Annotated in this window: 21 protein-coding genes; 1 reads left to right on the top strand and 20 read right to left on the bottom strand. The window is 39.5% G+C overall.

Annotated elements, in window-relative coordinates; translation table 11 throughout:
* Positions 1–72: 72 nt before the first annotated feature.
* From ftsX to QM887_RS08710, 19 genes are all read right to left on the bottom strand, one after another.
* Positions 73–999 carry a permease-like cell division protein FtsX gene (ftsX, locus tag QM887_RS08800; RefSeq protein WP_414271295.1) on the bottom strand — a complete coding sequence of 309 codons (927 nt, stop codon included), beginning with the start codon at positions 997–999 and terminating at the stop codon, positions 73–75.
* Positions 992–1,684, bottom strand: a complete 693-nt coding sequence (ftsE, locus tag QM887_RS08795) for a cell division ATP-binding protein FtsE (protein WP_075229851.1) — start codon at positions 1,682–1,684, stop codon at positions 992–994. Before ftsE ends, ftsX begins: the two co-directional genes overlap by 8 nt.
* A gap of 15 nt (positions 1,685–1,699) precedes the next feature.
* A protein-coding gene (gene prfB, locus QM887_RS08790) for a peptide chain release factor 2 (RefSeq protein WP_148130293.1) occupies positions 1,700–2,795 on the bottom strand; the annotation gives its coding sequence in 2 pieces (ribosomal slippage) (positions 1,700–2,722 and positions 2,724–2,795; 1,095 coding nt in all).
* Between the two features lie 297 nt (positions 2,796–3,092).
* Positions 3,093–5,624, bottom strand: coding sequence for an MBL fold metallo-hydrolase (locus tag QM887_RS08785; protein ID WP_414271294.1), 2,532 nt, complete (start codon positions 5,622–5,624; stop codon positions 3,093–3,095).
* A 39-nt stretch (positions 5,625–5,663) separates the two neighbouring features.
* A complete protein-coding gene (locus tag QM887_RS08780) occupies positions 5,664–6,476 on the bottom strand; it encodes a LicD family protein (RefSeq protein WP_414271293.1) in 813 nt (270 codons plus the stop codon).
* A gap of 43 nt (positions 6,477–6,519) precedes the next feature.
* Positions 6,520–8,676 (bottom strand): LicD family protein, encoded by a 2,157-nt coding sequence (locus QM887_RS08775; RefSeq protein WP_414271292.1) that lies wholly within the window; start codon positions 8,674–8,676, stop codon positions 6,520–6,522.
* Between the two features lie 20 nt (positions 8,677–8,696).
* Entirely contained in the window at positions 8,697–9,665 is a 969-nt protein-coding gene (locus tag QM887_RS08770; RefSeq protein ID WP_414271291.1) for a glycosyltransferase family 2 protein, read from the bottom strand.
* Complete coding sequence (locus QM887_RS08765) at positions 9,649–10,494, bottom strand: LicD family protein (RefSeq protein WP_414271290.1); 846 nt, start codon at positions 10,492–10,494, stop codon at positions 9,649–9,651. The genes QM887_RS08770 and QM887_RS08765 overlap by 17 nt, the downstream gene beginning before the upstream one ends.
* A gap of 145 nt (positions 10,495–10,639) precedes the next feature.
* The gene (locus QM887_RS08760; protein ID WP_414271289.1) at positions 10,640–11,950 is read right to left on the bottom strand and encodes an LCP family protein; all 1,311 of its coding nucleotides are present in this window, start codon (positions 11,948–11,950) and stop codon (positions 10,640–10,642) included.
* A complete protein-coding gene (gene pheA, locus QM887_RS08755) occupies positions 11,947–12,795 on the bottom strand; it encodes a prephenate dehydratase (RefSeq protein WP_414271288.1) in 849 nt (282 codons plus the stop codon). The genes QM887_RS08760 and pheA overlap by 4 nt, the downstream gene beginning before the upstream one ends.
* Positions 12,792–13,268 (bottom strand): shikimate kinase, encoded by a 477-nt coding sequence (locus tag QM887_RS08750; RefSeq protein ID WP_414271287.1) that lies wholly within the window; start codon positions 13,266–13,268, stop codon positions 12,792–12,794. The genes pheA and QM887_RS08750 overlap by 4 nt, the downstream gene beginning before the upstream one ends.
* Complete coding sequence (aroA, locus tag QM887_RS08745; protein ID WP_414271286.1) at positions 13,261–14,544, bottom strand: 3-phosphoshikimate 1-carboxyvinyltransferase; 1,284 nt, start codon at positions 14,542–14,544, stop codon at positions 13,261–13,263. The genes QM887_RS08750 and aroA overlap by 8 nt, the downstream gene beginning before the upstream one ends.
* An 89-nt stretch (positions 14,545–14,633) precedes the next feature.
* On the bottom strand, positions 14,634–14,972 hold the full coding sequence (locus QM887_RS08740) for a YlbF/YmcA family competence regulator (protein WP_036757185.1): 339 nt from the start codon (positions 14,970–14,972) through the stop codon (positions 14,634–14,636).
* Between the two features lie 11 nt (positions 14,973–14,983).
* Positions 14,984–16,087, bottom strand: a complete 1,104-nt coding sequence (locus QM887_RS08735; RefSeq protein ID WP_414271285.1) for a prephenate dehydrogenase — start codon at positions 16,085–16,087, stop codon at positions 14,984–14,986.
* 9 nt (positions 16,088–16,096) lie between these two features.
* Positions 16,097–17,263: a chorismate synthase gene (gene aroC / locus QM887_RS08730; RefSeq protein WP_414271284.1), complete on the bottom strand. Its 1,167-nt coding sequence runs from the start codon at positions 17,261–17,263 to the stop codon at positions 16,097–16,099.
* 9 nt (positions 17,264–17,272) lie between these two features.
* Positions 17,273–18,340, bottom strand: coding sequence for a 3-dehydroquinate synthase (aroB, locus tag QM887_RS08725; RefSeq protein ID WP_414271283.1), 1,068 nt, complete (start codon positions 18,338–18,340; stop codon positions 17,273–17,275).
* A gap of 18 nt (positions 18,341–18,358) precedes the next feature.
* Positions 18,359–19,213: a shikimate dehydrogenase gene (locus tag QM887_RS08720; protein ID WP_414271282.1), complete on the bottom strand. Its 855-nt coding sequence runs from the start codon at positions 19,211–19,213 to the stop codon at positions 18,359–18,361.
* Positions 19,203–19,880: a type I 3-dehydroquinate dehydratase gene (aroD, locus tag QM887_RS08715; RefSeq protein WP_414271281.1), complete on the bottom strand. Its 678-nt coding sequence runs from the start codon at positions 19,878–19,880 to the stop codon at positions 19,203–19,205. The genes QM887_RS08720 and aroD overlap by 11 nt, the downstream gene beginning before the upstream one ends.
* On the bottom strand, positions 19,877–21,040 hold the full coding sequence (locus QM887_RS08710) for a class I SAM-dependent rRNA methyltransferase (protein ID WP_414271280.1): 1,164 nt from the start codon (positions 21,038–21,040) through the stop codon (positions 19,877–19,879). Before QM887_RS08710 ends, aroD begins: the two co-directional genes overlap by 4 nt.
* 259 nt (positions 21,041–21,299) lie before the next feature.
* Here QM887_RS08710 and QM887_RS08705 point away from each other — a divergent pair, with 259 nt between their 5' ends.
* The gene (locus QM887_RS08705) at positions 21,300–22,751 is read left to right on the top strand and encodes an alpha-amylase (protein WP_414271279.1); all 1,452 of its coding nucleotides are present in this window, start codon (positions 21,300–21,302) and stop codon (positions 22,749–22,751) included.
* Positions 22,752–22,986: 235 nt separating this feature from the next.
* Here the strand turns inward: QM887_RS08705 and QM887_RS08700 are convergent, their stop codons facing one another.
* Positions 22,987–23,661, bottom strand: a complete 675-nt coding sequence (locus QM887_RS08700) for a DnaD domain-containing protein (protein ID WP_414271278.1) — start codon at positions 23,659–23,661, stop codon at positions 22,987–22,989.
* Positions 23,662–23,669 lie beyond the last annotated feature (8 nt).

Here is a 23,669-nt window from a genome sequence, read left to right as displayed (position 1 = left end):
AAGCAGGGCAATCTGACTCTCTGAGTCCTCGATTGCATCCCACTTTTATGTGTATTAGCAATAATAATTGGCTTAGATTTTCAAGAATCGACGCATGGAGATTCCTGATCCAAGTGAACCAATACAGATTCCGATAACAAACAAGAGACCAACCATCAAAGGAATAAAGGTATCTGGTGTAATCAGAGATAGGTTTTGTCCAACCAATGATGGGTTAACAGATTGGTAGACACGGTTATAGATAAGATAAACCATGATAGATGGAAGGGTTGCTCCCAATAGTCCAATGAAGGCACCTTCCAGCAAGAATGGGCCACGGATGTAGCCGTTCTTGGCACCAACCAAACGCATGATTTGGATTTCACGACTACGTGAAATGATGGTAATACGGATGGTATTTGAAATCAAGAAAACTGCGATGAAGATCAAGAGTCCTGCAATGATTAAGCCCCAAACACGGATGAAGGACGCTAGCTTGAAGAGACGTTCGGTATTGGCACCACCGTCTTGAACTTCAGAGACACCTTCGATCTTTTTAGCTTCTTCAGCGACTGGTTTCACATCACTTGGTGAATTGGTATCGACAATGTAGGCATCGTGAAGGGGATTGGCATCACCTTCAAAAACCTTCCACTCGTCACCCATGGTTTCAGTCAGCTTTTCATATTGCTCTTCTTTACTTGAGAAGGTTACATTTTTAACTGCTGGCAAAGCCTTAAGGGCATCATAGACCTTGTGGTAATCATTGTTAGTGACTGTCTGGCCCTCTTTGACAATGGTTTCGCTATTGTCTTCAACATCTTTACGAACATAAACCATGACGCGGACGTTGTTTTCAATATCCGTCGCCAATTTTGCAGTATTAAAGATAACTGAGGCAAAAATAGCAACCAAGGTCAAGGTAATCATGACCGAACTGACAGCAGCAATGGTCATCCATCCATTACGCTTTAAACTCTTTAAAGCTTCTAATAGATGGCGGAAAAATCTACTAATCATCGTATCCGTACTCTCCTTTCGCTTCGTCACGAACCACGCGACCATTCTCAATGGCAATGACACGGTGGCGCAAGGTATTTACGATTTGACTGTTATGGGTTGCCATCAAAACTGTGGTTCCTTGAAGATTGATACGTTCCAAGAGGTTCATGATTTCCCATGAGTTATCTGGGTCCAAGTTACCTGTTGGTTCGTCCGCAATCAAGACCTTAGGATTGTTTACGATAGCACGCGCAATGGCGATACGTTGTTGCTCACCACCTGACAATTCATTAGGGAATGAACGAACCTTGTGTTTCAAACCGACAAGATCCAAGACTTCCATAACACGTTTTTTGATATTGCGACGACTTTCACCGACAACCTCCATGGCATAAGCAATGTTCTCATAAACGGTTTTCTTTGGCAAAAGTTTGTAATCCTGAAAGACAACTCCTACGTTTCTACGCAAAAGTGGTACATCTTTCTTTTTAATCTTCACGAGATTAAAACCTGCAACCTGCAAGCTTCCTTTTTCTACTTTAACCTCACGATACAAGGCACGGATAAAGGTTGACTTACCTGCACCCGAAGGACCTACGATATAGGCAAACTCTCCTGGCTCAATACTCACAGAGACGCCACGTAGGGCTGTTGTCCCGTTGTCATACTTTTTGACAACATCTCTCATTTCAATGATCGACATGTGACTTCCTTTCTATTAACTAATACGCCATTTCAGATAAGCATCGATGAATCCATCTAAGTCTCCATCCATAACCTTATCTACCTGCGCAACTTCAAAGCTGGTACGGTGGTCTTTGACCATGGTATAAGGGGTAAATACATAGGAGCGGATTTGGCTACCCCATGTGATTTCTTTCTTATCCCCCTTAAGGGCATCTACCTCAGCAGCTTTCTTTTCCTGCTCCATTTGATAGAGTTTTGCCTGGAGCATCTTCATCGCACGATCACGGTTTCCGTACTGAGTACGGTCAACGGTTGATGCAACGACAATCCCTGTCGGAATGTGGGTCAAACGAACACCCGTTGAAACCTTGTTGACATTCTGTCCACCTGCTCCACCTGAGCGGAAGGTATCCATTTTGATATCATCTTCTCGGATGTCAACTTCAATAGTATCATCCAACTCTGGCATAACTTCTACAGAAGTAAAGGAGGTGTGACGGCGTTTGGCCGAGTCAAACGGCGAGATTCGTACCAAACGATGTACTCCCATTTCCGACTTAAGAAGCCCATAAGCATTTGGCCCTTCAAAAGACAAGGTCACCGACTTAATTCCTGCTTCATCACCAGCTTGATAGTCCAAGACTTCAACCTTAAAGCCTTTAGCGTTACCATAACGAGTGTACATACGAAGGAGCATATCGCCCCAGTCTTGGGCTTCTGTTCCACCAGATCCTGGGTGAATCTCTAAAATAGCATTATTATGATCATAAGGCTCTGATAAGAGCAAGGTCATCTCGTAGCTAGTCATCATCTGATCTAGCTCAGCTAGCTTCTCCACCAACTCATCCTTAACAGACTCATCCTCTGCTAAAAAGTCTAGTAAGATTGCAACCTCATCCTGCAACTCTTCCATGGTATGGAAGGTATTGTAGGTATTTTTTAGTTCATTTAATTCTTGCGACGTTTTTTGAGCCGCAATATTATCGTTCCAAAAATCAGGTTCTGTCATTTTGTTTTCCAAAATGGCAATTTCTTCTTCTAACCCTTCGAGGTCAAAGAGACCCCCTAAAAGAAGCTAATTTTTCACGATTGGCGTCAATTTTTTGACGAATTTCTGAAATGTCCATATATACTCCTTTTTTGCATCGTTTTATTATACCATAATTTTTCTTATTTATCTAATCTGTGTTTTTTAAAATTTCTTATCAAAATATTTCGATTTGAAGACGATAGGGGCTATTTTCAACAACTTAGGGTATAAAGAATCAAAAAACATCCCAAAGCTGATCAATATTCTCATCCTAAAAACATTGATCAATTCTTTGAGATGTATATAAATACTATTTCATGAGAAAACTAGGTAGTGAGTGAAAGACTAGCACAAAGGGAGTTTTCTCGAATACTTAGTTAGAGGTAGAAAGCACTTATTCTTTATCTGCCTTTAAAGTCGGCTTTGTTTCAGCAGCTTCATCTTTTTCAGTCGCTTCTGCTGATTTTTCTTCCTTCTCTACTGGCTTATCAGAAGCCTTCTTAGGATCTTCTTGATGGTTCTGAACTTCTTCCTCTTTTACAGGATTTAAGCTCCAAATACCATCTTGATTGACCTTGTAGCCATCAGGTGTTGTTCCATTTCTTAGAAGTGAACCATCTGCTTGGAAATAATACCAATTGCCATTCAGCTGTTTCCAACCAGTCTGCATAGCACCATTTGCATCAAAGTAATAACTTTCACCATTTACTTTGTATAGTCCAGTTGCCATCTGACCAGTTTCAACGTCAAGATAATACTTAACCCCTTTATCTTGGAACCAACCTGTCTTCATAGCTCCGCTAGTTGCAAAGTAGTAATAACGATTGTCTAGCCATTTCCAACCAGTCTGCATAGCTCCGCTTGCATTAAGGTAATAACGAGTACCATCAATTTCTTGCAGGCCTGTGAGCATGATACCTTCCTTGTCTAGATAGTACCATGTGTCCTTATCTTTGAACCAGCCAGTCTTCATGGCTCCGCTACTTGCAAAGTAGTAGTAATGATTGTCTAACCATTTCCAACCTGTTTGCATAGCTCCGCTTGCATTTAGATAATAACGAGAACCATCGATTTCTTGGAAGCCTGTTAACATGACACCCTCTTTATCTAGATAATACCAGATGTCCTTATCTTTGAGCCAACCTGTCTTCATCGCACCACTGCTTACGAAGTAGTAATAATGGTTATTGATCCATTTCCAACCTGTCTGCATAGCGCCACTTGCATTGAGATAATAGCGAGAACCATTAATTTCTTGAAGACCTGTTAGCATGACACCTTCTTTATCTAAGTAGTACCAAGTATCTTTATCCTTGACCCAGCCCGTTTTCATTGCTCCAGAACTTGCAAAATAGTTCCAATGACCTTCAATAAAGGCCCAGCCTGTCTGCATGATACCATTGTTATCAAAGTAGTAGCTTGATCCATTGATTTGCTTCAAGCCAACTGCTCGAATACCATCTTCATCATAATAATACCAGTTTGAACCTAGCTTTTGCCAACTAGAAGCTGTACCATCTGTTTGCAGAGCACCATTACTTGCAAAGAGCATCTTCTTACCTTTGAAGACTTGTAAGCCCGTCAGCATTTTACCATCTTTATCAAAAAGATACTTTTGCCCACCAATTTCAGCTAGTTCATTATAACGTCTTGCACCATCAGATTGGATGTAGTACCAGGAATTGTCATGATAGAACCAACCACCAACTTGCATTTTACCATCATCGTTAAGGTAATACCAGTTACCTTCAAGATTGACACCATTATTTTTTAAATGGAGCCATCGATTCGTTTGCTTTTGTCCTTTTCCATTAAAGAAATAGGTTGCTCCATCAATTTCTTGCCAACCAATAGCCATTTGTCCATCTGAAAGACGATATTTCCAATAACCATCTTCTTGATACCATTGTGACTCAACTTTAGGGATTTCTGGGAAGGAAGTTGATACATTAGTAAATCCCTGATTATTAATATCAAAAACCGTTGCATCTTGTGTTTTACTAGATGCTTGGATAACTTGAATATTTTTCTCCTTAAGGTATTCTCTAGTCGAAGCTAGATTAATATCTCCTCCTGTTGTTTGGATAACCATACTAGGAGCTAAATGGTTAAGGAAATTAATCGTATTAGAAACTTTAGCATCATAGTGATGATTCCACTTCATCATATCTACTTTGCCAATCACAGGACCTAGCTTGTCCTCAGCTCCCTCAGCGTTGTCTAGGTCGCCACCAAGGTAAATCTTTTTACCTGCCACAGTCACAACGGCTACAATTGAATTTGAATTATCATCAAGTACCCTTTTGAGTTTCCCGTCTGAACCATACTCATTCTTATAATTATAGAGTTGTATATCCATCTCTCCCAATGTGAAATGGCTGTCTTCGTCCTTTATATCTTGGACAACTGTAACCCCGCGTTTTTGAGCAGCACGAAGAGCATTATCATAATTGAAAAGGTTATCCCACAGTCCCCAATTACTAGTAATTCTTTCATCTGAATATTTTTTCAAATAAAATTTGTCTACTTGATAGCGATTAAGTATTTCATCCGCACCACCTATATGGTCGCTATGAACATGAGTTCCTAGGACAAAATCTAATTTCTTCACTCCAACCTGATCTAGATGTCGCATTAAACGATCTTCCAAAACTTGATAATTTCGCATGGAAATTCCCCAGCGATCTGGATATCTCGGATCAGTTCCGTCAGGGAAATCATAATCTTCGCCCATGTCAATTAGGGCATAATGACCATTACTCTCTAGAAGAATAGCATCGCTCCCCGATTTTGCCTTAGTATTAATAAAATGGATACGATTCCCTGGACCTGCTGTGATAGTATCTGCATTTACTGTTTGCGCTTGAATTATTGTGGCTGATAGAAACAAGGCACTAAGTAATATTGATTTTTTTAAACTTTTCATAAGGCATTCAACTTTCTTAATTAATTTTATACTATTTTGTTAATCAATCAAATAATTCTTTTCATTCCCTGGAATCTGTTGATCAGCAGGAGGTGGAGTCATGTAATCTTCCCCAAATTCATAAACAAGAACCTCATGATATCTTCTTGGTACTTTTAGGATTAGATTTTCATATGGCATATCAATTGTATCATACAACCATCCTGTTTTAATACCAGCTGGATAGTACGAGTCATAAGTTGAGCAAACCAAGTCTGTAGAATTTTCAACACTGTATTTTAAGGCAAGTTGTTCTAGCTTTTGATTCCAGAATTGAGGAGATGTAAATCTGAATATTGCTGACGCAATATAACGAGGAAGATTTTTAATCCCTCCGTTTTCGTATTTGATTCCCTTAAAGTTTAAAGATGATAGACGAATTAATTGTTTATAGAGTTTCATTTTCTTACGATCTTGCTCATCTGTAACAAGACCATCATACGGGAAGACATCTACACAAGTTCCAAGAACAACACTTGGATCTAAAAGATTTGAATCTCTCCGTGTTCGAATATCGTAAACACGCATATAACTATATGGATATCCCTTGGTTTCTCTAAAAGAAATCAGCTTATAGTATGGATGGTTATCATTTTTCAGAACTGCGTATAACTTTTCAAATTCATCTCTAGCTAAAGAAATATCTGTATCATCATCCCAAGGAATAAAACCTTTATGACGAACTGCTCCTAATAAAGTTCCAAAATCGATAAAATATTTGATATCGTGTTTTTCACATATCTCATGTAAGTACTCTAGGATACCAAGCTCAACTTGCTTGATTTCTTCAAGGCTTAAGATTCTTTCTGACATTACTTGTCACTCCTAATCTTTACTTCTTTGTTTAAATAATAATCTATTGGTTTTCAGTAATCTTCCACAATTTGAAGTCATGATGGGAAACTTGTTGCTCAACTGGTGGTAACTGCATATAATTTCCATAATCTGAAGTTAAAATTTCATGATAATGTTTTGGAATCATAAATTCCTTACCTTCAAAGCTACAAGCTTCAACTTGTTCTAACCATTCACGTTTCCAAACGGGTTTATTCATATCTTTATAGACAACATAGTCCACCAATTCATAATCTTCTACTTTTCTAGATTTAGCAAGCTCATCAATTTGGGCAACATACTTATTTGTGTTAGTGAAATAAAAGATAATAACAGAAATATAGCGGATAATTGAATTTACCACACTTTTAGTATTGGTAATTCCTTTAAAAGTGTAACAACTTAATTGACGTTTTTTAATAATCTTAGTCATCTTATCTTTAAATGCCTGATCATCTTCATACCCGTCAACAGGGAAAATATCGACATAAATTCCCATATCTGAATCAATTCGAACATCCTCTTCAACCAAATAGGTATGATTGTCTTGAACTTTCATGAATGGATAGACATAGTTGACATTATTTTTATAAGACATTAATTCATAGCGCTCGTCTGGATGTGCAATCATATAATCTTGCAGCTTTTCATAATCATCACGAAGCATACAAATATCCATGTCATCGTCCCAAGGAATAAAACCTTTATGACGAACAGCCCCAATTAAACTACCATAGGACAAGAAGTATTGGACTCCAATTTTATGACACACTTCATGGATATACTCCATGATTCCTAACTCCATTTGTTGAATTTCAGAAACATCTGTTACTTCCTCGTAACGGACATTTTTTTCTTTCTCACAGATCATTAGACCATATCCCACAACTAACCAGAAAATGATGTTAATGAAGTTGGTCGAATACATAATTTGACTTTCAAACAGCTGACCAAATAAAATTCCAAAGAATAGAATCATGACTAGTTTTTCACTATTTTTCTTTGATTTTACCAAGTAAGAAACAAAGCGGAAACCTACATAAGCAATGATGAGTATGAAAGAAAAGAGACCCAAGATTCCAGAACTCACAAAAATCGTAACAAAGATATTGTGGAAATTACCTCCAATAAGTGAGTTTTCAATTTCAAATTTACTAAAATATTTTGTGTAATAATCTGATACGTTTCGAACACCATAACCAAATAGAGGTTTTGCACTTCCCATTTTGATTGCATTTTTCCAAATATATGTACGCCCACTTGGAGTTGTTTCAATTAAGTGAAGCTCACCATTTTTCTTAGAAACATCCGAATCGTTTTCAGAATAAGATGCACCTTTATTTAAGTCAATTACAGTTGCCTTGGCTGCTGAAATATATACTGAAGTTAAATAACTAATACCAATATTGCTACCTGTTAGTAAGATACTAGCTACTAAAAAAGTTAACCATTTTTTGGCAAATTTTCCCCTAGTGATAAAAATACAATAGAATACTAGCATTAGAAGAACTGATAAGAGAGCTCCCCTACTTTGCATGGTTGCAAAATAAACTAACTGAACGATATTATTAATTTTAAGATAAACAGAGTATTTGCTTCCCTTATGAATTAAATACATAGCAAAAACTATACTAATGTATGAGAAAATCGCACTAGCGTTAGGGTTAACAAGTCCCCATAATCGGCCATTCATTACTCCGTAATAATAAGAGTTTTCTCCAATCTGAAATAGAATTAAAACTCTTGAAAGTAATAAACCAAAAGCAAATAAGGCCGAAGTAAATGAGACAATCTGTATGGTTCCTGCAATCAAGCCTAATAACTTTCTTAGCTGATCGGGTTTTACCATGGTAAATAATAAAACATAAGCCAGCATAAAGAAAATCTCAACCATATTTCCAAGCAGGTGTCCAGAACGATTAATGAACGCTGATAAAAAGTGGCTACCTACTAAAAGACCAAATAGGGTAAGAAACTTCTTATCTATCTCTATTCGTTTCCAATTAAAAAATAAAGTTAAACAAATTGACAGAACAACAACTGCTGAAAGTCCCTTATAGACAGGATTGGTTACTTTATAAATTAACGAACTCATACTTAAAATCGAAATGAAAACAAAAAGATACGATATCCACAGTTTTGATTTTTCAAAGCATTCATTCATTTTTGAAAAATTCATTTTCAACTCCTTTAATGACATTATTTATTCAAGCCTACAATTTGTCTATAAATCCATGGAGAAATTCTTAGTGACAAAATGGCTATTTTCCGAAAACTAGTAAAATAAGGATCTCTCAATATTTCTGAGATATGACTAAGTATCCACTTTCTCAATTGAGTTTTCTCTTTTTTATATTCTGTCGAATCTGTGAAGATTATTTTATCGTAGACTGTAATATAAGACCAAGATTCTCTATTTACTAATTCGGGTTTTAATTGAGGGAAACATTGATAAACTTTAGGAATAATGATTTTATATACTTCTATAGTATCAAAAACATGATTATTCACAGATGTAGTTGCACTTCCCTCTCTATGATCATAATAGTATATTGGTTTGTCTATAAAAACACTATTACATTTTGTTTCAAGTATAACTTCTGTTAAGAATAGAGCATCTTCTGCTAAATGATAATCTGTACTAAATTTAAAATCTTCAATTAATTCCTTTTTAAATAATTTTGCAACAGGGAAAAAAGAAGTTCGAGTAGTCATCAATAGTTCTTTCATGGTTTGCTCAGCAGACCATACTGACTCTTGACCTGAAAAATCAGGCAAATCTGTCACTTGTCCATTTTTTACATGATGCAAACGAGCAACTGAGAAACCAACAGAAATATCTGATTCTACTGCGCTTATCAAAGTTTCCAAATAATCTGGCGTAATAAAATCATCACTATCAATAAAAGTAATCCATTCTCCAGTTGAGTTTTGGATACCTACATTTCTGGCATTGGAAACTCCAGCGTTCTCAAGATGAAAAACCTTGATATTTTCATTTTTAGAAACTAGCTGATCACATAAGTCACCACTCTGGTCTGTCGAACCATCATTAATAAGAAGCAATTCAAAATTGGTATAAGTCTGCTTTAAAATTGACTCAACACATCGTTCAAGATAATTTTCTACGTTGTATACAGGAACAATGATACTAATTTTTTCTTGCATTGTATTCTCCCTTATATTCTGTATAGCTCTTATCCATATCTGCTATTATGGCATCGTGGTGAGGTACTTGCTTCTCTGCTGGCGGTGGTGTCATATAATCACCAAAGGCAGTACTGAGATAAGCATCATAACCAACTGGGATGGGCATCTGAGTTCCTGCAAATGGCAAGAAAATATTATCTTCAAAGGCTTGGATTGGATATTTTTTCTTCATGTATCCTGGACCTGAGCATAACTCTGTGATCCCATCACTGTCAGCTGGTCCATACTTGGTCATTTCTTTCTCAGCCTTTTTCCAGATGCGATAGCGGAGTGATTTGGGAGTCATTCCCAAGAGAATAGTGCTCCCCCACTTCATGAGAGCTCCATGCTTTTCTGGGATGGTTTGTGCACAAAATAGGGAATAAATGAGAGCCCAGCGGACTTGTTTTTTTCGCTCAGTTGGATTTTTGGGATAATAGTCCAAGGGTAATACATCCAAGGCCAAGCCATGTGGAAGGTCCAAATCCTTCTGATAAGGCTTGATACAAGTCGTCTCCTTATCACGAATGGTGATAAAGAGGTTACGGTCTACATAGTCTTTAGAACTCTTTGATAGGAAGTAACGCTCATCCGCATATTGAGGCCATAACTCTGCTAGTTTTTCATAGTCCTTTCGTGGCATAAAGAAGTCCAAATCATCATCCCAAGGGATGAAGCCCTTATTACGAAGGGCGCCAATGGCTCCTCCACCACAGAGATAGCACAACAAATCATGTTCTTTACAAAATGCGACGAAATATTCAGCCATTTCCAGACTACGAGCCTGAATCGCTTTCAAATCACTCATGTCTCTCCTCTTCTGTCCAATAACGAGTTATATCGTTTTATTATACCATAAAAAAGCCCTAAAAATCCATCAGATACTGAGAAAAATCAAAGCCTGAGACACCCATTTAGTTAGATGTTTCAAGCTTTGATTTTAATTAATTTTTTTATCTGAATCCCATTTGGGCTAGTTTATTCTGGTAAGCTTTTTGATCCACTCGAAGGGATTGGCCTCCATATATATCATAGTCATCCACCCAGTCTCCGAGTTCTGGGACTGTCAGTTTTTCAATCCCATTTTGAGCTCCTTCAAGAACAGATAGGCCATTGGTCAATAAGAAGGTATAAGGTAGGTTTGTTGAGGTCATCGCAAAAACTTTCCCTAGAGCTTCTGAACCAGTGAACAATTTTGTCGGGTCTTTGATTTGTTGTAGAACCGCGGTCATAACCTGTTGTTGACGACGAGTTCGTCCGTAATCACCTTCATCATCGTCACGGAAACGAGCATAGTTAAGAAGAGTTGAACCGTTCATTTGCTGTTTCCCAGCTCGAATGGTTTGAGTCGGTGACTCAGTTGCCGTTGCGTGCAAGTCATCGCCTACAGTAGCTTCTGTCACAGGAACCCCGTTTAGGGTTGAAAACTGGGCATCAATAGTCACCCCGTCAGGGAAAAGCGTATCAATTGCTGTCGCAAAGGCTTGGAAATCGACAAGCGCATAATATTTGATATCCAGATCAAAATTATCCTTGAGGACTTTACGAACCATTTCGGCTCCTTGTTTTCCTTCTTGTTCCCCTAATTCGTAGGCCAAATTTAATTTGTGATCAGCTTGTTTCTGACCATCGATAACCTGACTATAACCATCAATGTAAACTAAATTGTCACGCATAAAGCTAACGAGCTTGATTTTTTTATCCTTACCACTTACGTTTAGAACCATGACTGAGTCTGTCCGTGTTTCGGAACTATCTTGTCCAATCCGTCCATCCGTTCCCAAAATCAGAATATTAACACCATCTCGTGTATCTTGACCGTTAAAAACTTCAACTTGAGCCGCTTTGGCATCCTTAGGATTATTAGAGTTAGCAGACTGGAAGCCCTTTAGGAACATGAAGATCATTCCTACTGCTACACAAAGCAATATCATCCCTAACCAAGCAAATAAGCGTTTAAAACGAAAACCTCTTTTTTTCTTTTGCTTCTTAGCTTTTGGAATCTTCGTTTCCAGTTGATCTCCACTACTACGGCGACTAGAGCGACTACGATTAGCATAGGTTGGCAGGTCGATACCAGAGTCTGAAAGAAGTTGTTCTTTGGCTTCTGGATTGAAAACTTCTGCTGAATCTTTTTGACCTTCTATCTTGGCTTGTAAAAAGGCAAACTCCCTTTTTTCCTTATCATTCAAATAATGAATATTTTTCAAAAGATAGTCATAGCGCAGTTTTTCATGATGTGTTAGAGGATTCTCTCTAGTCATAGGTACTCCTTCCCTTTATCTTGTATGGTATAGATAGGGTAAGCTCCCAGTACTTTATACTGGATTCCAATTGTTTCTAATTCTTCTTGAGCAAAATGGACTAATTCTTTATCTCTATAGTTAACATCGATGATAAAGAAGTATTCTCCAAGTGCAGTTTTAAGGGGACGGCTCTCAATCTTGGTCAAATCGATTCCTCGCCAAGCAAAGGTCGAAAGTGCCTTGTAAAGAGCACCAGGTAGATTGTCTGGCAAGGTAACTGCTAGGCTCATTTTTTCAGTTGCATCTTGAAAAGGAATCTGTGGCAACTCTGCACCCAAAACCCAAAAGCGAGTGAAATTGGCTTCCATCTCTTGAATATCTTGAGCAATTAATTCCAAACCATATTCTCCAGCCGAACTTTTGGGGGCAATGGCCGCAAAAGGCTGATCTGGATGCTCGGAAACATAGCGCGCAGCGTAGGCTGTACTGGCAGTGACCTCCAGTTGAGCGTCTGGATAATGCTCATCAATAAATTTCTTCCCCTGTGCCAAAGCTTGTGGGTGAGAAAAGATTTTCTCTATTTTAACTTGCCCTGGCACCGCCATCAACTGTTGATGAATTGGTTGCACAATCTCCGCCACAGCTAGAATTCGAGCCTGGTGGAAGAGATAATCCAAGCTCTCATGAACACTACCTTCTATAGAATTTTCAACTGGCACTACTGAATAGTCTACCAAACCTTGTTCATAGGCCTTGATAACGTCTGTAATATTTGAAAAAGGCTCTAGTTCCTCATGAGGAAAAGCCGTCTGCACCACATGGTGCGAAAAAGATCCTTTGGGGCCTAGATAGGCAATTTTCATCTCAGTTCCTCTATAATTTCTTCTGGGTTTAAACTTGATACATCTACAATCTGACTAGCTACTTCCTCATACCAATCCTGTCTTTCGTTAAAAATTGCAAGCAATTCTTCCTTGCTATTCTTTAAAAATAGTGGGCGTTGATTGTCCTTATCAGCTGAAATTCGCTGGTAAAGTGTCTCAAAATCTGCTTTAAGGTAAATGTTGTCTGGATTTTGCTTGAGCAAGGCACGATTACGTGGAGAAATGACTATTCCTCCTCCTGTGGAAATAACTTTATCTGTCTTCAGCAAGTCAGCTAGGACTTCTTCTTCTAGCTGACGGAAGGCTGCTTCTCCTTTTTCTTCAAAGAAACGAGCAATCGGCATCCCCAGTCGGTCTACCAGCAAGGCATCCATATCTACGAAGTCAGGATCTAGCTTTCTAGCAATAGTAGTTTTTCCTGAACCCATAAAACCTAGTAAAACCTTAGCCATGAATCAAAGTCTCCAAATCATCAAAGAAGTTTGGGTAGCTAGTATTAATAGCTTCGGCTCGATCCAATTCAACTTCTCCATCTGCAACTAAGAGAGCTGCAATGGCTGTCATCATACCGATACGGTGGTCTCCAAACGTATTGACTTTGGCTCCATGGAGGGCAGATTTCCCTTTGATAATCATTCCGTCTGCTGTAGGAGTAATAGTTGCTCCCATGCTATTTAAAGCATCTGCGACAACTTGAATACGATCCGTTTCTTTAACCTTGAGTTCTTCTGCATCTTTGATAACTGTTTGACCTTGAGCTTGGGTAGCAAGGAGCGCGATAATCGGCAATTCATCAATTAAACGTGGAATCAAGGCCCCGCCAATCTCTGTCCCGTTTAGTTCTGAAGTCTCGACAGTCAAAGTTGCAGATTTGGCAATTGGATCCATATCAGTAATCTCTAATTTCCCGCCCATAGCTCGGATAACATCAATAATCCCTGTACGAGTTTCGTTAATACCGACATTCTTAAGCACCACACGAGAGTTTGGAACAATCAAACCTGCTACCAACCAAAATGCTGCACTAGAAATATCTCCTGGCACGACAACCTTTTGTCCACTTAGTTTCTGTGGCCCTTGAACAGTGATTTTCTTACCATCGACACTCAAATCACCTCCGAATTGTTGGAGCATATCTTCTGTGTGATTACGAGTGCACTCCTTTTCGATAATGACTGACTGTCCTTGAGCCTGCAAAGCCGCAAAAATCAAGGCTGACTTGACTTGGGCAGAAGCGATTGGCAATTCGTATTGAATAGGTCTTAAGTTTTTCGTTCCCTTTAAGTGCAACGGTGGCAAGTCTCGCTCTGTATGACCAGAAATGCTAACTCCCATTTTTTTCAAGGGAAGAGTTACACGATCCATAGGGCGCTTGGAAAGACTATCGTCTCCAAACATCTCTACTTCAAAGTCTGCACCAGCAAGGACTCCTGAAATTAAACGAATAGATGTCCCAGAATTGCCCATATCCAGGGCTTTCTGAGGTGCTTTCAATCCATCCATGCCAACACCTTGTATGGTAACGACACCATCCTTGTCCTCAATCTCTACGCCGAGATCACGAAATACCTGTATGGTTGACAAGACATCTTCACCACGCAAGATATCATAAACCTTCGTTTCACCCTCAGCCAAGCTTCCAAAAATGATAGAACGATGACTGATGGACTTATCCCCAGGTACGCGAATACTACCATTCAAATGGTTAACGTTTGTTTTTAACTTCATACTAGCCCTCATACTGACAATACTTTTTCTTATTTTATCATAAAAAGTCAGAAATTTCTTAAAAATTCCTGACTTTATGAGGTAAATTCTTATTTTAAAAGTTCTGAAATTGGTTCAAAGACAATTTTTTCAATATCAGAAAGGTAGATCGAAAGTTGTTGCTGTTTAGCAAAGAATTCTGACAAGAGAGAGTTCCCTTGAATCTGCTTGCCAAAACTTTCCATTTTTTCTTGGAAAGAAGCATCTGGAATTTGACCAGTTTGTGCCATGATTTGGATTTCATGTTGAAAAGCAATATAATCTGCAAAAATTTTGCTTGCTTCTGCATCCGCTTGGATGGCATCTCTAGCTTCTTTAACTGCCTTGTATTCAGGCAATTCGCGTAGTCCACGACTTAGTGCATTTGCACTATCATAAATATTTGACATAATTGTCCTCCTTATTTAATAACGACTGTGTAGTCAGTATTTTCTGTAATGACTTGCTCAGCTCTTTCCAAGTCCTGAGCATTCTTAAAGGAAATTTGCAGAATCCCGTGAACATCCTCACGGTTTTCCTCATTGATATGGATATTGACCAAAGAAGTACCGCGTAGCAATTCCAAGATGCGTAAAATCACATCTTCCTCATCGGGAACATCTACATAAAGGTCAAATGAGCTATCTACACCACCGCGTTTATGGATTTCCATGGCTTGCCGTTGCTCACGCGCTTGATTGAAAAAGTTCCAGATTTGGTTTTCATCACCCTTACTGATAGCTTGACCAATCTCGTCCAAACGACCCTTGAAGTCCTCGATGCGTTCAATAATGGTATCCCGATTGGATAAGAGGATAGAAGTCCACATACCAGGCTCACTTTCGGCAATCCGAGTCATATCTCGAAATCCACCGGCCGCAAAGCGTCGCGCCATTTCATGCTCTTCAGCATAACTTGCAGTTTGTTCCATTAGGCCTGATGCTAAGATATGCGGAAAATGGCTAATCTGAGAAGTCACTCGGTCATGCTCTTCAGCATCGATTTCAATGAAACGAGCATGAAGACCTGACAGCAAGTCTCTCATTTCTTCAAGCGTATCCGAAGTTGTCAGACTAGATGGCGTGAAGATATAATAGGCATTTTCAAAAAGATTAACATCGGCTGAAGCCGCTCCTGTCTTATGGCTCCCTGCCATGGGATGGGCCCCCACAAAGCGAACAGACTTATCAGCAAAACATTTTTCAGCTGTAGCCACGATAGCTGACTTGGTCGATCCAGCATCGGAAATAATGACACCTTCTTTCAAGTCCAAGTTGGCCAGTTCCTTAATAAAGGCAATAGTTTGCTTGATTGGCAGGGTAAGAATGATGACGTCTGCAAGTGGAACAAAACTGGCAAAATCATCCGTCGCACGATCAATCATCCCTCGCTCCAAGGCAATATCTCTAGACGCTTGACTACGATTGTATCCTAAAATTTCATAATCAGGATGATCCCGCTTGATTCCCAGTGCCATGGAAGCACCAATCAAACCAAGTCCTGCGATATAGATGGTTTTTGCCATAAGAACTCCTTAATAATTCTTTGTATACTCCCGATGTTTCGCAACAGCTTCTTTTAATTCTTCCAGATTATCAGAGGAGAATTTCTCAAGGATTTCTTGAGCCAAAACCGTTGCTACGACTGCTTCCATAACGACACCTGCTGCTGGAAGAGCAGTAGGATCACTTCTCTCTACTGTTGCTTTATATGGCTCATGAGTTTCAATATCGACACTCATCAACGGCTTGTAGAGAGTTGGAATTGGCTTCATAACTCCACGAACGATAATCGGTTGGCCGTTGGTCATACCACCTTCGAAACCTCCAAGGTTATTAGTCCGACGAGTATAGCCATCTTCTGATGACCAGAGGATTTCATCCATGACTTGGCTACCCTTAAGATGGCCTGCTTTAAAACCAAGACCAAACTCCACACCCTTAAAGGCATTGATAGAAACAACAGCTTGAGCTAGCCTTGCATCTAGTTTACGATCCCATTGGACATAAGAACCAAGACCAACCGGAACACCTCCGACAACTGTTTCCACAACACCTCCGATGGTATCCCCATCTCGCTTAATCTGGTCAATATAGTCCTTAATCTCCTGCTCACGTTCTTGGTTGACGATAGAAACTTCAGACTGGGCAGCCAATTTCTTAATCTCTGAGACTGTTAAGTTTTCTGGAACATTGATTTCCTTACCACCAAAGACAACAACATGGTTAGCAATTTCGATATCAAGCTCAGCTAAAAGTCGCTTGGCTACTGCTCCAACTGCAACCCGCATAGTTGTTTCACGGGCAGATGAACGTTCCAAAGAATTTCGCAAATCATCAAAGCGGTATTTGATGCCCCCAACCAAGTCTGCGTGACCTGGACGAGGATGTGTGATTTTTCGTTTACTTTTGAGTTTGTCCTCAATATCCTCGGCAGACATGATATCTAGCCATTTTTGATGATCCTTGTTAATGACATCCATGGTGATAGGAGCCCCTGTCGTCTTTCCGTGACGAACTCCAGAAGTAAAGACAACCTGATCGCTCTCGATTTTCATGCGTCCACCACGACCGTAACCGCCTTGGCGACGTTTGAGATCCTCATTGATATCTTCTGCAGTAAAAGGCAGTCCTGCAGGAATTCCTTCAATAATTGCTGTCAGACGAGGACCATGTGATTCTCCTGCTGTTAAATATCTCATACCTTCTCCTTATTTTACCAAGTAATCTTTCATTTGTTCGAGAGAAACTGGGTGAATCATCGCTGAACCAAGCTCAGGTACCAAGACTAACTTCATGGTATTCCCACGCGCTTTTTTGTCATGAGTCAAAGCCTGATAAAGCTTGTCAAGGTCCCAGTTTTCATAATCAACAGGAAGGCCAAATTTTTGACACATTTCTCGAATAGACTGAGTGATTCCCACTGGCATGAGTCCTTTTTCTTCGGCTACCTTAGAGACCTGAACCATTCCCATAGCTACTGCCTCACCGTGCATGACCTTTCCGTAACCAGCAGTTGCTTCGATGGCATGGCCAATTGTGTGACCAAAGTTGAGATATAAACGAATGCCATTATCCAACTCATCCTCAACCACCATCTTGCGCTTGACCTGACAAGAATGCTCAATCAAACTCTCGGAATATTCCAATATGCTTTCGACAGAACCATCCATTTTAGATAATAGGTCCCAGAGCTCTGGATCTTCGATCAGGCCATACTTGATGACTTCACCCATTCCTTCAATCAACTCTCTCTTACCCAAGGTCTCAAGAACAGTTGGGTCTATCAAAACACCATCCGGCTGAGCAAAAGTTCCCACCATATTCTTGGCAAAAGGAGTATTCACTCCTGTCTTACCACCGATTGAAGAGTCCACTTGAGCAGTCAAACTGGTCGGAATTTGAACAAAGTGAATACCTCGCATATAGGTTGAGGCTACAAAGCTAGCCAAATCGCCAACTACACCACCTCCGAGGGCTACGATGCCATCACTACGAGTTAAACCTTGCTTAACTAAAAATTCATAGACTTTTTGAACTGTAGTCAGATTTTTTCGTTCTTCGCCCTCTAAAAAGTCAAAAACTGCCACTTGAAAGCCAGCATCCTCCAAACTCAATTTAACCTTTTCTGCATAGAGTGAAGCCACACGGTTATCCGTTATGATAACAATCTTTTGTGGTTGCCAAAGTTCACGCAACCATTTTCCTGCTTGAGACAAGCATCCTTTTTCAATCTGAATATCGTAAGGATGATGTGGAAGGTCTATTCTAATTTTCATAGCAGGTCTCCTTTTTCTTTATTGGTACTTTTGTTTTAATAATTCCCAGATTTGATCTGTTGGCATTTCCTTGCCTGTCCATAACTCAAAAGCTTCAGCAGCTTGGTAAAGCAGCATGCCAAGGCCATTGATAGATTGATTTCCCTGGTTTCTTGCCCATTTTAAAAACTGTGTTTCAAAGGGTTGATAAATCACATCTGCTACCAAGAGCTTCTCTGGTAAAACGATGCTGGTCGGGATCGGCTGAGAGGATCCATCCATGCCCACACTAGTCGCATTTACCAAGAGGTCGGCTTGAGTGATGCTGTCTTGAAGATCTTGAACATCCTCTAATGCAAATAAATCTATTCTAAATCCAGTCGCATTCTGTATTTTTTCTAAGTAAGGTCTTGTTTTTTCCATGGATGAAGAACGAACAAAGACAGAAATCTGACTCACTCCATCCAAGATTGCCTGTGCCAAAATTGCCTTGGCTGCACCGCCTGCTCCTAACAAAACCAGTCTTTTCCTTGATATTTTAAAAGAAGGCAAGCTCTTAAAGAATCCCTTGCCATCTGTGTTATATCCAATTAATGTTCCTTTTCGATTCACAACTGTATTGACAGCACCAATTAAACAAGCCTCTTCGCTCAACTGGTCCAGATAAGGAATCACTTGTTCCTTGTAAGGCATGGAAAGATTGATTCCATACATCTGGTAGCGACGAATATTAGCAACTGTTTCTGCTAGTTCAGCCTCATCTACTTCCCAAGCAAGATAAACACCATTGGTATTGGTTGCTTCAAAAGCGCTATTGTGAATAAAGGGAGAAATGGAGTGTTTGATAGGATTTGCGACTACAGCTGCTAAACGTGTGTAGCCATCAATCTTCATTTAGAAGCTCCCTAATTTTTTTCATGCTAGATAGTGAAATTTGTCCTGGAGCACTAGCTTCATCTAGACTTGCAAAAGACCAACTAGAACCAGTCACATCTGAAGTAATACGAGAGACCTTGCCCACTTTTCCCATAGAAATCGTTACATATTCTTGTTCAGGATTCAGTGTTTTAAAGCCACGTGTGAAATTCATGAGGTCTAATACATCTTGTGCTGTATGTGCCATTACAGATACCTTAACTACTTTCGGAGTTAGGCTAGTTAGTTCTGACAAAATTTCCATCATATTATCTGGAGTTTCTTGGAAATTATGGTAACTCAAAACCAAATTTGGAAAATCGAGCATCTCTTCGAAAACATCCTTGTGACCAAAATACTCAAAATCAAGGTATTCAGGTTGATAGAGTTGAGCTACATCCTTGATAATCTGAACATACTCTTCCGAAGACAGGTCAATCTCTCCTCCTTCAGCACGTGTGCGCAATGTAAAGAGAAGTTCGCGACCTGCAAACTTTTCAAAAATTGCAGGCGCTACCTGTAAAATAGCTTCTTTTGGTAGAAAATCAGCACGCCACTCAATGATATCTGCATCTATATAATGCATGGCATCAAGCCCTTGTGCTTCTTCTAAATTCTTTGGCATTACTGAAACGACTAATTTCATTTAGTTACCTTCATGCTAATCACCTTGAGGTAATTACTGCTTTCATCTTTTTTGTTATAGACAAAATCTGCTGGAAGTCCATATTTATTTAAAATCTGGTAACTTCTTCCTGCAAAACCTTTGTCGATTTGTTCGGTGAACTTTTGACGGGAAACATTGGCAGCATTGGTGCTAGCAATGATCATACCTCCCGGATTTAAAATCTCTAAACTTTGGGAAATCAACTTGTGATAATCCTTAGCTACAGAGAAGGTTTGTTTTTTATTACGAGCAAAGCTAGGCGGATCAAGAACGATGACATCGTAAGATAGCCCCTTACGTTTTGCATATTTAAAGTACTCAAATACATCCATGACAATGAAACGATGATGATCAAGTGTCAGTCCGTTGGCATGAAAATGAGCTTCTGACAGTTCTCTCGATCGCTTGGCTAAATCAACAGAGGTAGTTTCACTGGCACCTCCCATGGCTGCAGCTACTGAAAAGGCAGCTGTGTAGGAAAACATGTTGAGCAGGGATTTGCCCATGGCTAAACCATCTACCAAACTACCACGGACTTCATGTTGGTCCAAGAAGATGCCTGTCATAAGGCCATCATTCATGAAGACTTGATAAAGGACTCCATTTTCAAGGACTGTAAAATTCTCCGGCGCTTCTTGCCCATAAATATGAGCAGATTCATAATCTAGACCTTTAAAGCGTATCTTTTCATAGACACCCAAGACTTCAGGAAAGACCTGAGCAAAGGCAGCTAGAATCTGTTGACGAAGTTGATAAATATAAGAATTATACCATGAAAAGACAACATAATCCCCATAGAGATCCAAGGTCATCCCACCAAAGCCATCTCCTTCTTGGTTAAACAAGCGAAAGGCCGTTGTCAACTCATCTTGGTAGTAGGCATCTCGTTTGTGCTTGGCTTGAGTAAATAGGTTCTCAAAGAAAACTTGGTCAAAAGAAACTTTCTGATTAGTTACGAACCAACCAATCCCTTTATTTTGACGAGATAAATAAGCCTTCCCCAAAAACTGCTTACCTTGACTGAATAGCTCGACTTCTTGGTCAGTTTCAGATAGATCTGGAAAGTCAATTTCCTCCAAAACTACCTGACCCTTATTTAGTTTTTTTTCAACACGTCGGCTGACGAATACTTTTTTCATAAATACTATTATAACAAATTTTGTGACAATTCACAAAATAGAAACCATTTACAACTTTTATCCTATCACTCTACATGACAAGAGCAGAATGTACATTTTTCTATAATTCTGTTATAGTATTTCAATTTTTGTAGGTCTATGTCCATTCTTCTAAAAATAGACAGAAAATTCAAAGAGTTTAATTTTAACGCAAACGTTTGCGTAGAAGCTGACTTTATGCTACAATAATTCTCATCACTGTTAAGTAAGAGGACTATCTATGAAAAATCAAACCCTAATGCAATATTTTGAATGGTATTTACCAGATGACGGAAAACATTGGAAGCGACTTGCTGATGACGCTGAACACCTAGCAGATTTGGGAATCAGTCACATTTGGATGCCCCCTGCTTTCAAGGCAACCAACGAAAAGGATGTCGGTTATGGCGTCTATGATTTATTTGACCTTGGAGAATTTAACCAAAAAGGAACTGTTCGTACCAAATACGGTTTCAAAGAAGACTATCTCCAAACCATCCAAACCTTAAAATCTCACGGGATTCAACCCATGGCCGATATCGTCTTAAATCATAAGGCAGCCGCTGACCATTTAGAATCTTTCCAAGTTATCGAAGTTGATCCGGAAGATAGAACTGTTGAACTAGGAGAACCTTTTACCATCAATGGTTGGACTAACTTTACTTTTGAGGGCCGCCAAAACACTTACAACGATTTCCACTGGCACTGGTACCATTTCACTGGAACTGACTATGATGCCAAAAGACGGAAGTCTGGTATTTACCTTATCCAGGGAGATAATAAGGGGTGGGCCCACGAGGAATTAGTCGATAACGAAAATGGTAACTATGACTATCTCATGTATGCTGACTTGGACTTCAAACATCCTGAAGTTATCAAAAACATCTATGACTGGGCTGACTGGTTCATGGAAACGACTGGTGTAGCTGGTTTTCGTCTAGACGCAGTTAAACACATCGACTCCTTCTTTATGGGGAATTTTATCCGTGACATGAAGGAAAAATATGGTCAAGATTTTTATGTTTTTGGTGAATTTTGGAATCCAGACAAAGAAGCCAACCTAGAATACCTCGATAAAATTGAAGAACGCTTCGACTTAGTCGATGTCCGCCTCCATATGAATCTCTTTGAAGCAAGCCAAGCTGGTGCAGACTATGATTTGCGTACCATCTTTAATGATAGTCTCGTTCAAATCAAGCCAGATAAGGCTGTAACCTTTGTCGAAAACCATGACACCCAACGAGGTCAAGCTTTGGAGTCTACTGTTGAAGAATGGTTTAAACCAGCAGCCTATGCTCTCATTCTTTTGCGTGAGCAGGGCCTCCCATGTGTCTTTTATGGAGACTACTATGGTATTTCTGGTCAATATGCTCAGCAAGATTTCAAAGATGTTCTTGACCGTTTGCTAGCTATCCGAAAAGAGTTGGCTTATGGAGAGCAAACCGACTACTTTGATGACCCTAATTGTATCGGTTGGGTCCGTTCAGGAGCTGACAATCAATCACCACTTGCCATCGTGATTTCTAATGCCAAAGCAAACTCTAAAACCATGTTCGTCGATCAAGAATGGGCTAACCAAACCTTTGTTGATTTGCTTGGTAATCATCTTGACCAAGTAACCATCAATGCTGAAGGTTATGGAGATTTCCCAGTTACAGAACGCTCTCTTAGTGTATGGGGACTGGCTAACTAATCAATTAATACTCTTCGAAAATCTCTTCAAATCACGTCAGCTTCTCCTTGCCGTATATGTGTTACTGACTTCGTCAGTTCTATCCACAACCTCAAAACGGTGTTTTGAGCAACCTGCGGCTCGCTTCCTAGTTTGCTCTTTGGTTTTCATTGAGTATAAAATCCACAAAAAATGCCCACAAGCCAGATTTTCTTTCTAGCCTGTAGGCATTTTTTTCTATTATCAATACTTAAAATTAGTCTTTCCAAAGATCCATAGCATTTTGAAAATCTGCAGAAACTTGAACATTTTGAGGATTAGTTGCTTCTCTCTCCTGACGCTTCGCCTCTACCTGGACTACACTCTTAATGCCTTCATGACGCCAGTTTCGTAGGATAGCTTGGATATACTTCCAATTTGGTTTCCCATTCAAAACGGCCTCACGTAGGGCCTCTTTGATCAGGTCCGCACTGGTTCCGTCTTCTTTCAAACTCTTTTCTAAATCTTCGATCTCAAAAGGACTCAAGAGACGTCCTAGTTCTTGTTGGAAGGTTTCCACCAAGTCTTTCAAATCATTTTTAGCAGGTGCCACTTGGTTTGGTTCTTGCTTTTCAAAAAGTTGGTCTAAGCGCTCTAAAGCCAAAGTCGCATCAAAGATAACCTCAATCTCCCCATTTAATTCAATGGTTCGATACTGAAGAAGTCCCTTGTCTGTCAATCGTGAAATTGCTTGATTGACTTCATAGACTTGCTTGCCTATTTTCTCAGCGATTTGGCTTGGGGACAATTCGCCCAAGGCCGTTGTGTTTTGCAGATAAAAAAATTGCCAAACAAGAAAATCATCGCTTGATGAGAAAAGTTGATTGTAGTTTAAGAGCAGAGCACTTGGTAACACCAAGTTCCCTGATTTGAAAGCATCTAAATATGTCATAATTCCTC

The organism is Streptococcus infantis, from assembly GCF_047460875.1.
In the GTDB taxonomy this organism is placed as follows: domain Bacteria; phylum Bacillota; class Bacilli; order Lactobacillales; family Streptococcaceae; genus Streptococcus; species Streptococcus infantis_AA.
The sequence above is the reverse complement of the archived record's forward strand: the minus strand, read 5'-3'. Positions and strand labels throughout refer to the sequence as shown.

What these genes read in the sequence shown, in the direction of transcription:
- aroB (WP_414271283.1), bottom strand. Translation starts at nt 18,340, where the DNA reads ATGAAAATTAGAATAGACCTTCCACATCATCCTTACGATATTCAGATT.
- QM887_RS08740 (WP_036757185.1), bottom strand. Translation starts at nt 14,972, where the DNA reads ATGTCAAATATTTATGATAGTGCAAATGCACTAAGTCGTGGACTACGC.
- QM887_RS08700 (WP_414271278.1), bottom strand. Translation starts at nt 23,661, where the DNA reads ATGACATATTTAGATGCTTTCAAATCAGGGAACTTGGTGTTACCAAGT.
- aroA (WP_414271286.1), bottom strand. Translation starts at nt 14,544, where the DNA reads ATGAAGTTAAAAACAAACGTTAACCATTTGAATGGTAGTATTCGCGTA.
- QM887_RS08735 (WP_414271285.1), bottom strand. Translation starts at nt 16,087, where the DNA reads ATGGCAAAAACCATCTATATCGCAGGACTTGGTTTGATTGGTGCTTCC.
- ftsX (WP_414271295.1), bottom strand. Translation starts at nt 999, where the DNA reads ATGATTAGTAGATTTTTCCGCCATCTATTAGAAGCTTTAAAGAGTTTA.
- QM887_RS08775 (WP_414271292.1), bottom strand. Translation starts at nt 8,676, where the DNA reads ATGAATTTTTCAAAAATGAATGAATGCTTTGAAAAATCAAAACTGTGG.
- aroC (WP_414271284.1), bottom strand. Translation starts at nt 17,263, where the DNA reads ATGAGATATTTAACAGCAGGAGAATCACATGGTCCTCGTCTGACAGCA.
- QM887_RS08760 (WP_414271289.1), bottom strand. Translation starts at nt 11,950, where the DNA reads ATGACTAGAGAGAATCCTCTAACACATCATGAAAAACTGCGCTATGAC.
- QM887_RS08780 (WP_414271293.1), bottom strand. Translation starts at nt 6,476, where the DNA reads ATGTCAGAAAGAATCTTAAGCCTTGAAGAAATCAAGCAAGTTGAGCTT.
- QM887_RS08765 (WP_414271290.1), bottom strand. Translation starts at nt 10,494, where the DNA reads ATGAGTGATTTGAAAGCGATTCAGGCTCGTAGTCTGGAAATGGCTGAA.
- QM887_RS08720 (WP_414271282.1), bottom strand. Translation starts at nt 19,213, where the DNA reads ATGAAGATTGATGGCTACACACGTTTAGCAGCTGTAGTCGCAAATCCT.
- QM887_RS08785 (WP_414271294.1), bottom strand. Translation starts at nt 5,624, where the DNA reads ATGAAAAGTTTAAAAAAATCAATATTACTTAGTGCCTTGTTTCTATCA.
- QM887_RS08710 (WP_414271280.1), bottom strand. Translation starts at nt 21,040, where the DNA reads ATGAAAAAAGTATTCGTCAGCCGACGTGTTGAAAAAAAACTAAATAAG.
- QM887_RS08750 (WP_414271287.1), bottom strand. Translation starts at nt 13,268, where the DNA reads ATGGCTAAGGTTTTACTAGGTTTTATGGGTTCAGGAAAAACTACTATT.
- ftsE (WP_075229851.1), bottom strand. Translation starts at nt 1,684, where the DNA reads ATGTCGATCATTGAAATGAGAGATGTTGTCAAAAAGTATGACAACGGG.
- QM887_RS08705 (WP_414271279.1), top strand. Translation starts at nt 21,300, where the DNA reads ATGAAAAATCAAACCCTAATGCAATATTTTGAATGGTATTTACCAGAT.
- pheA (WP_414271288.1), bottom strand. Translation starts at nt 12,795, where the DNA reads ATGAAAATTGCCTATCTAGGCCCCAAAGGATCTTTTTCGCACCATGTG.
- QM887_RS08770 (WP_414271291.1), bottom strand. Translation starts at nt 9,665, where the DNA reads ATGCAAGAAAAAATTAGTATCATTGTTCCTGTATACAACGTAGAAAAT.
- aroD (WP_414271281.1), bottom strand. Translation starts at nt 19,880, where the DNA reads ATGAAATTAGTCGTTTCAGTAATGCCAAAGAATTTAGAAGAAGCACAA.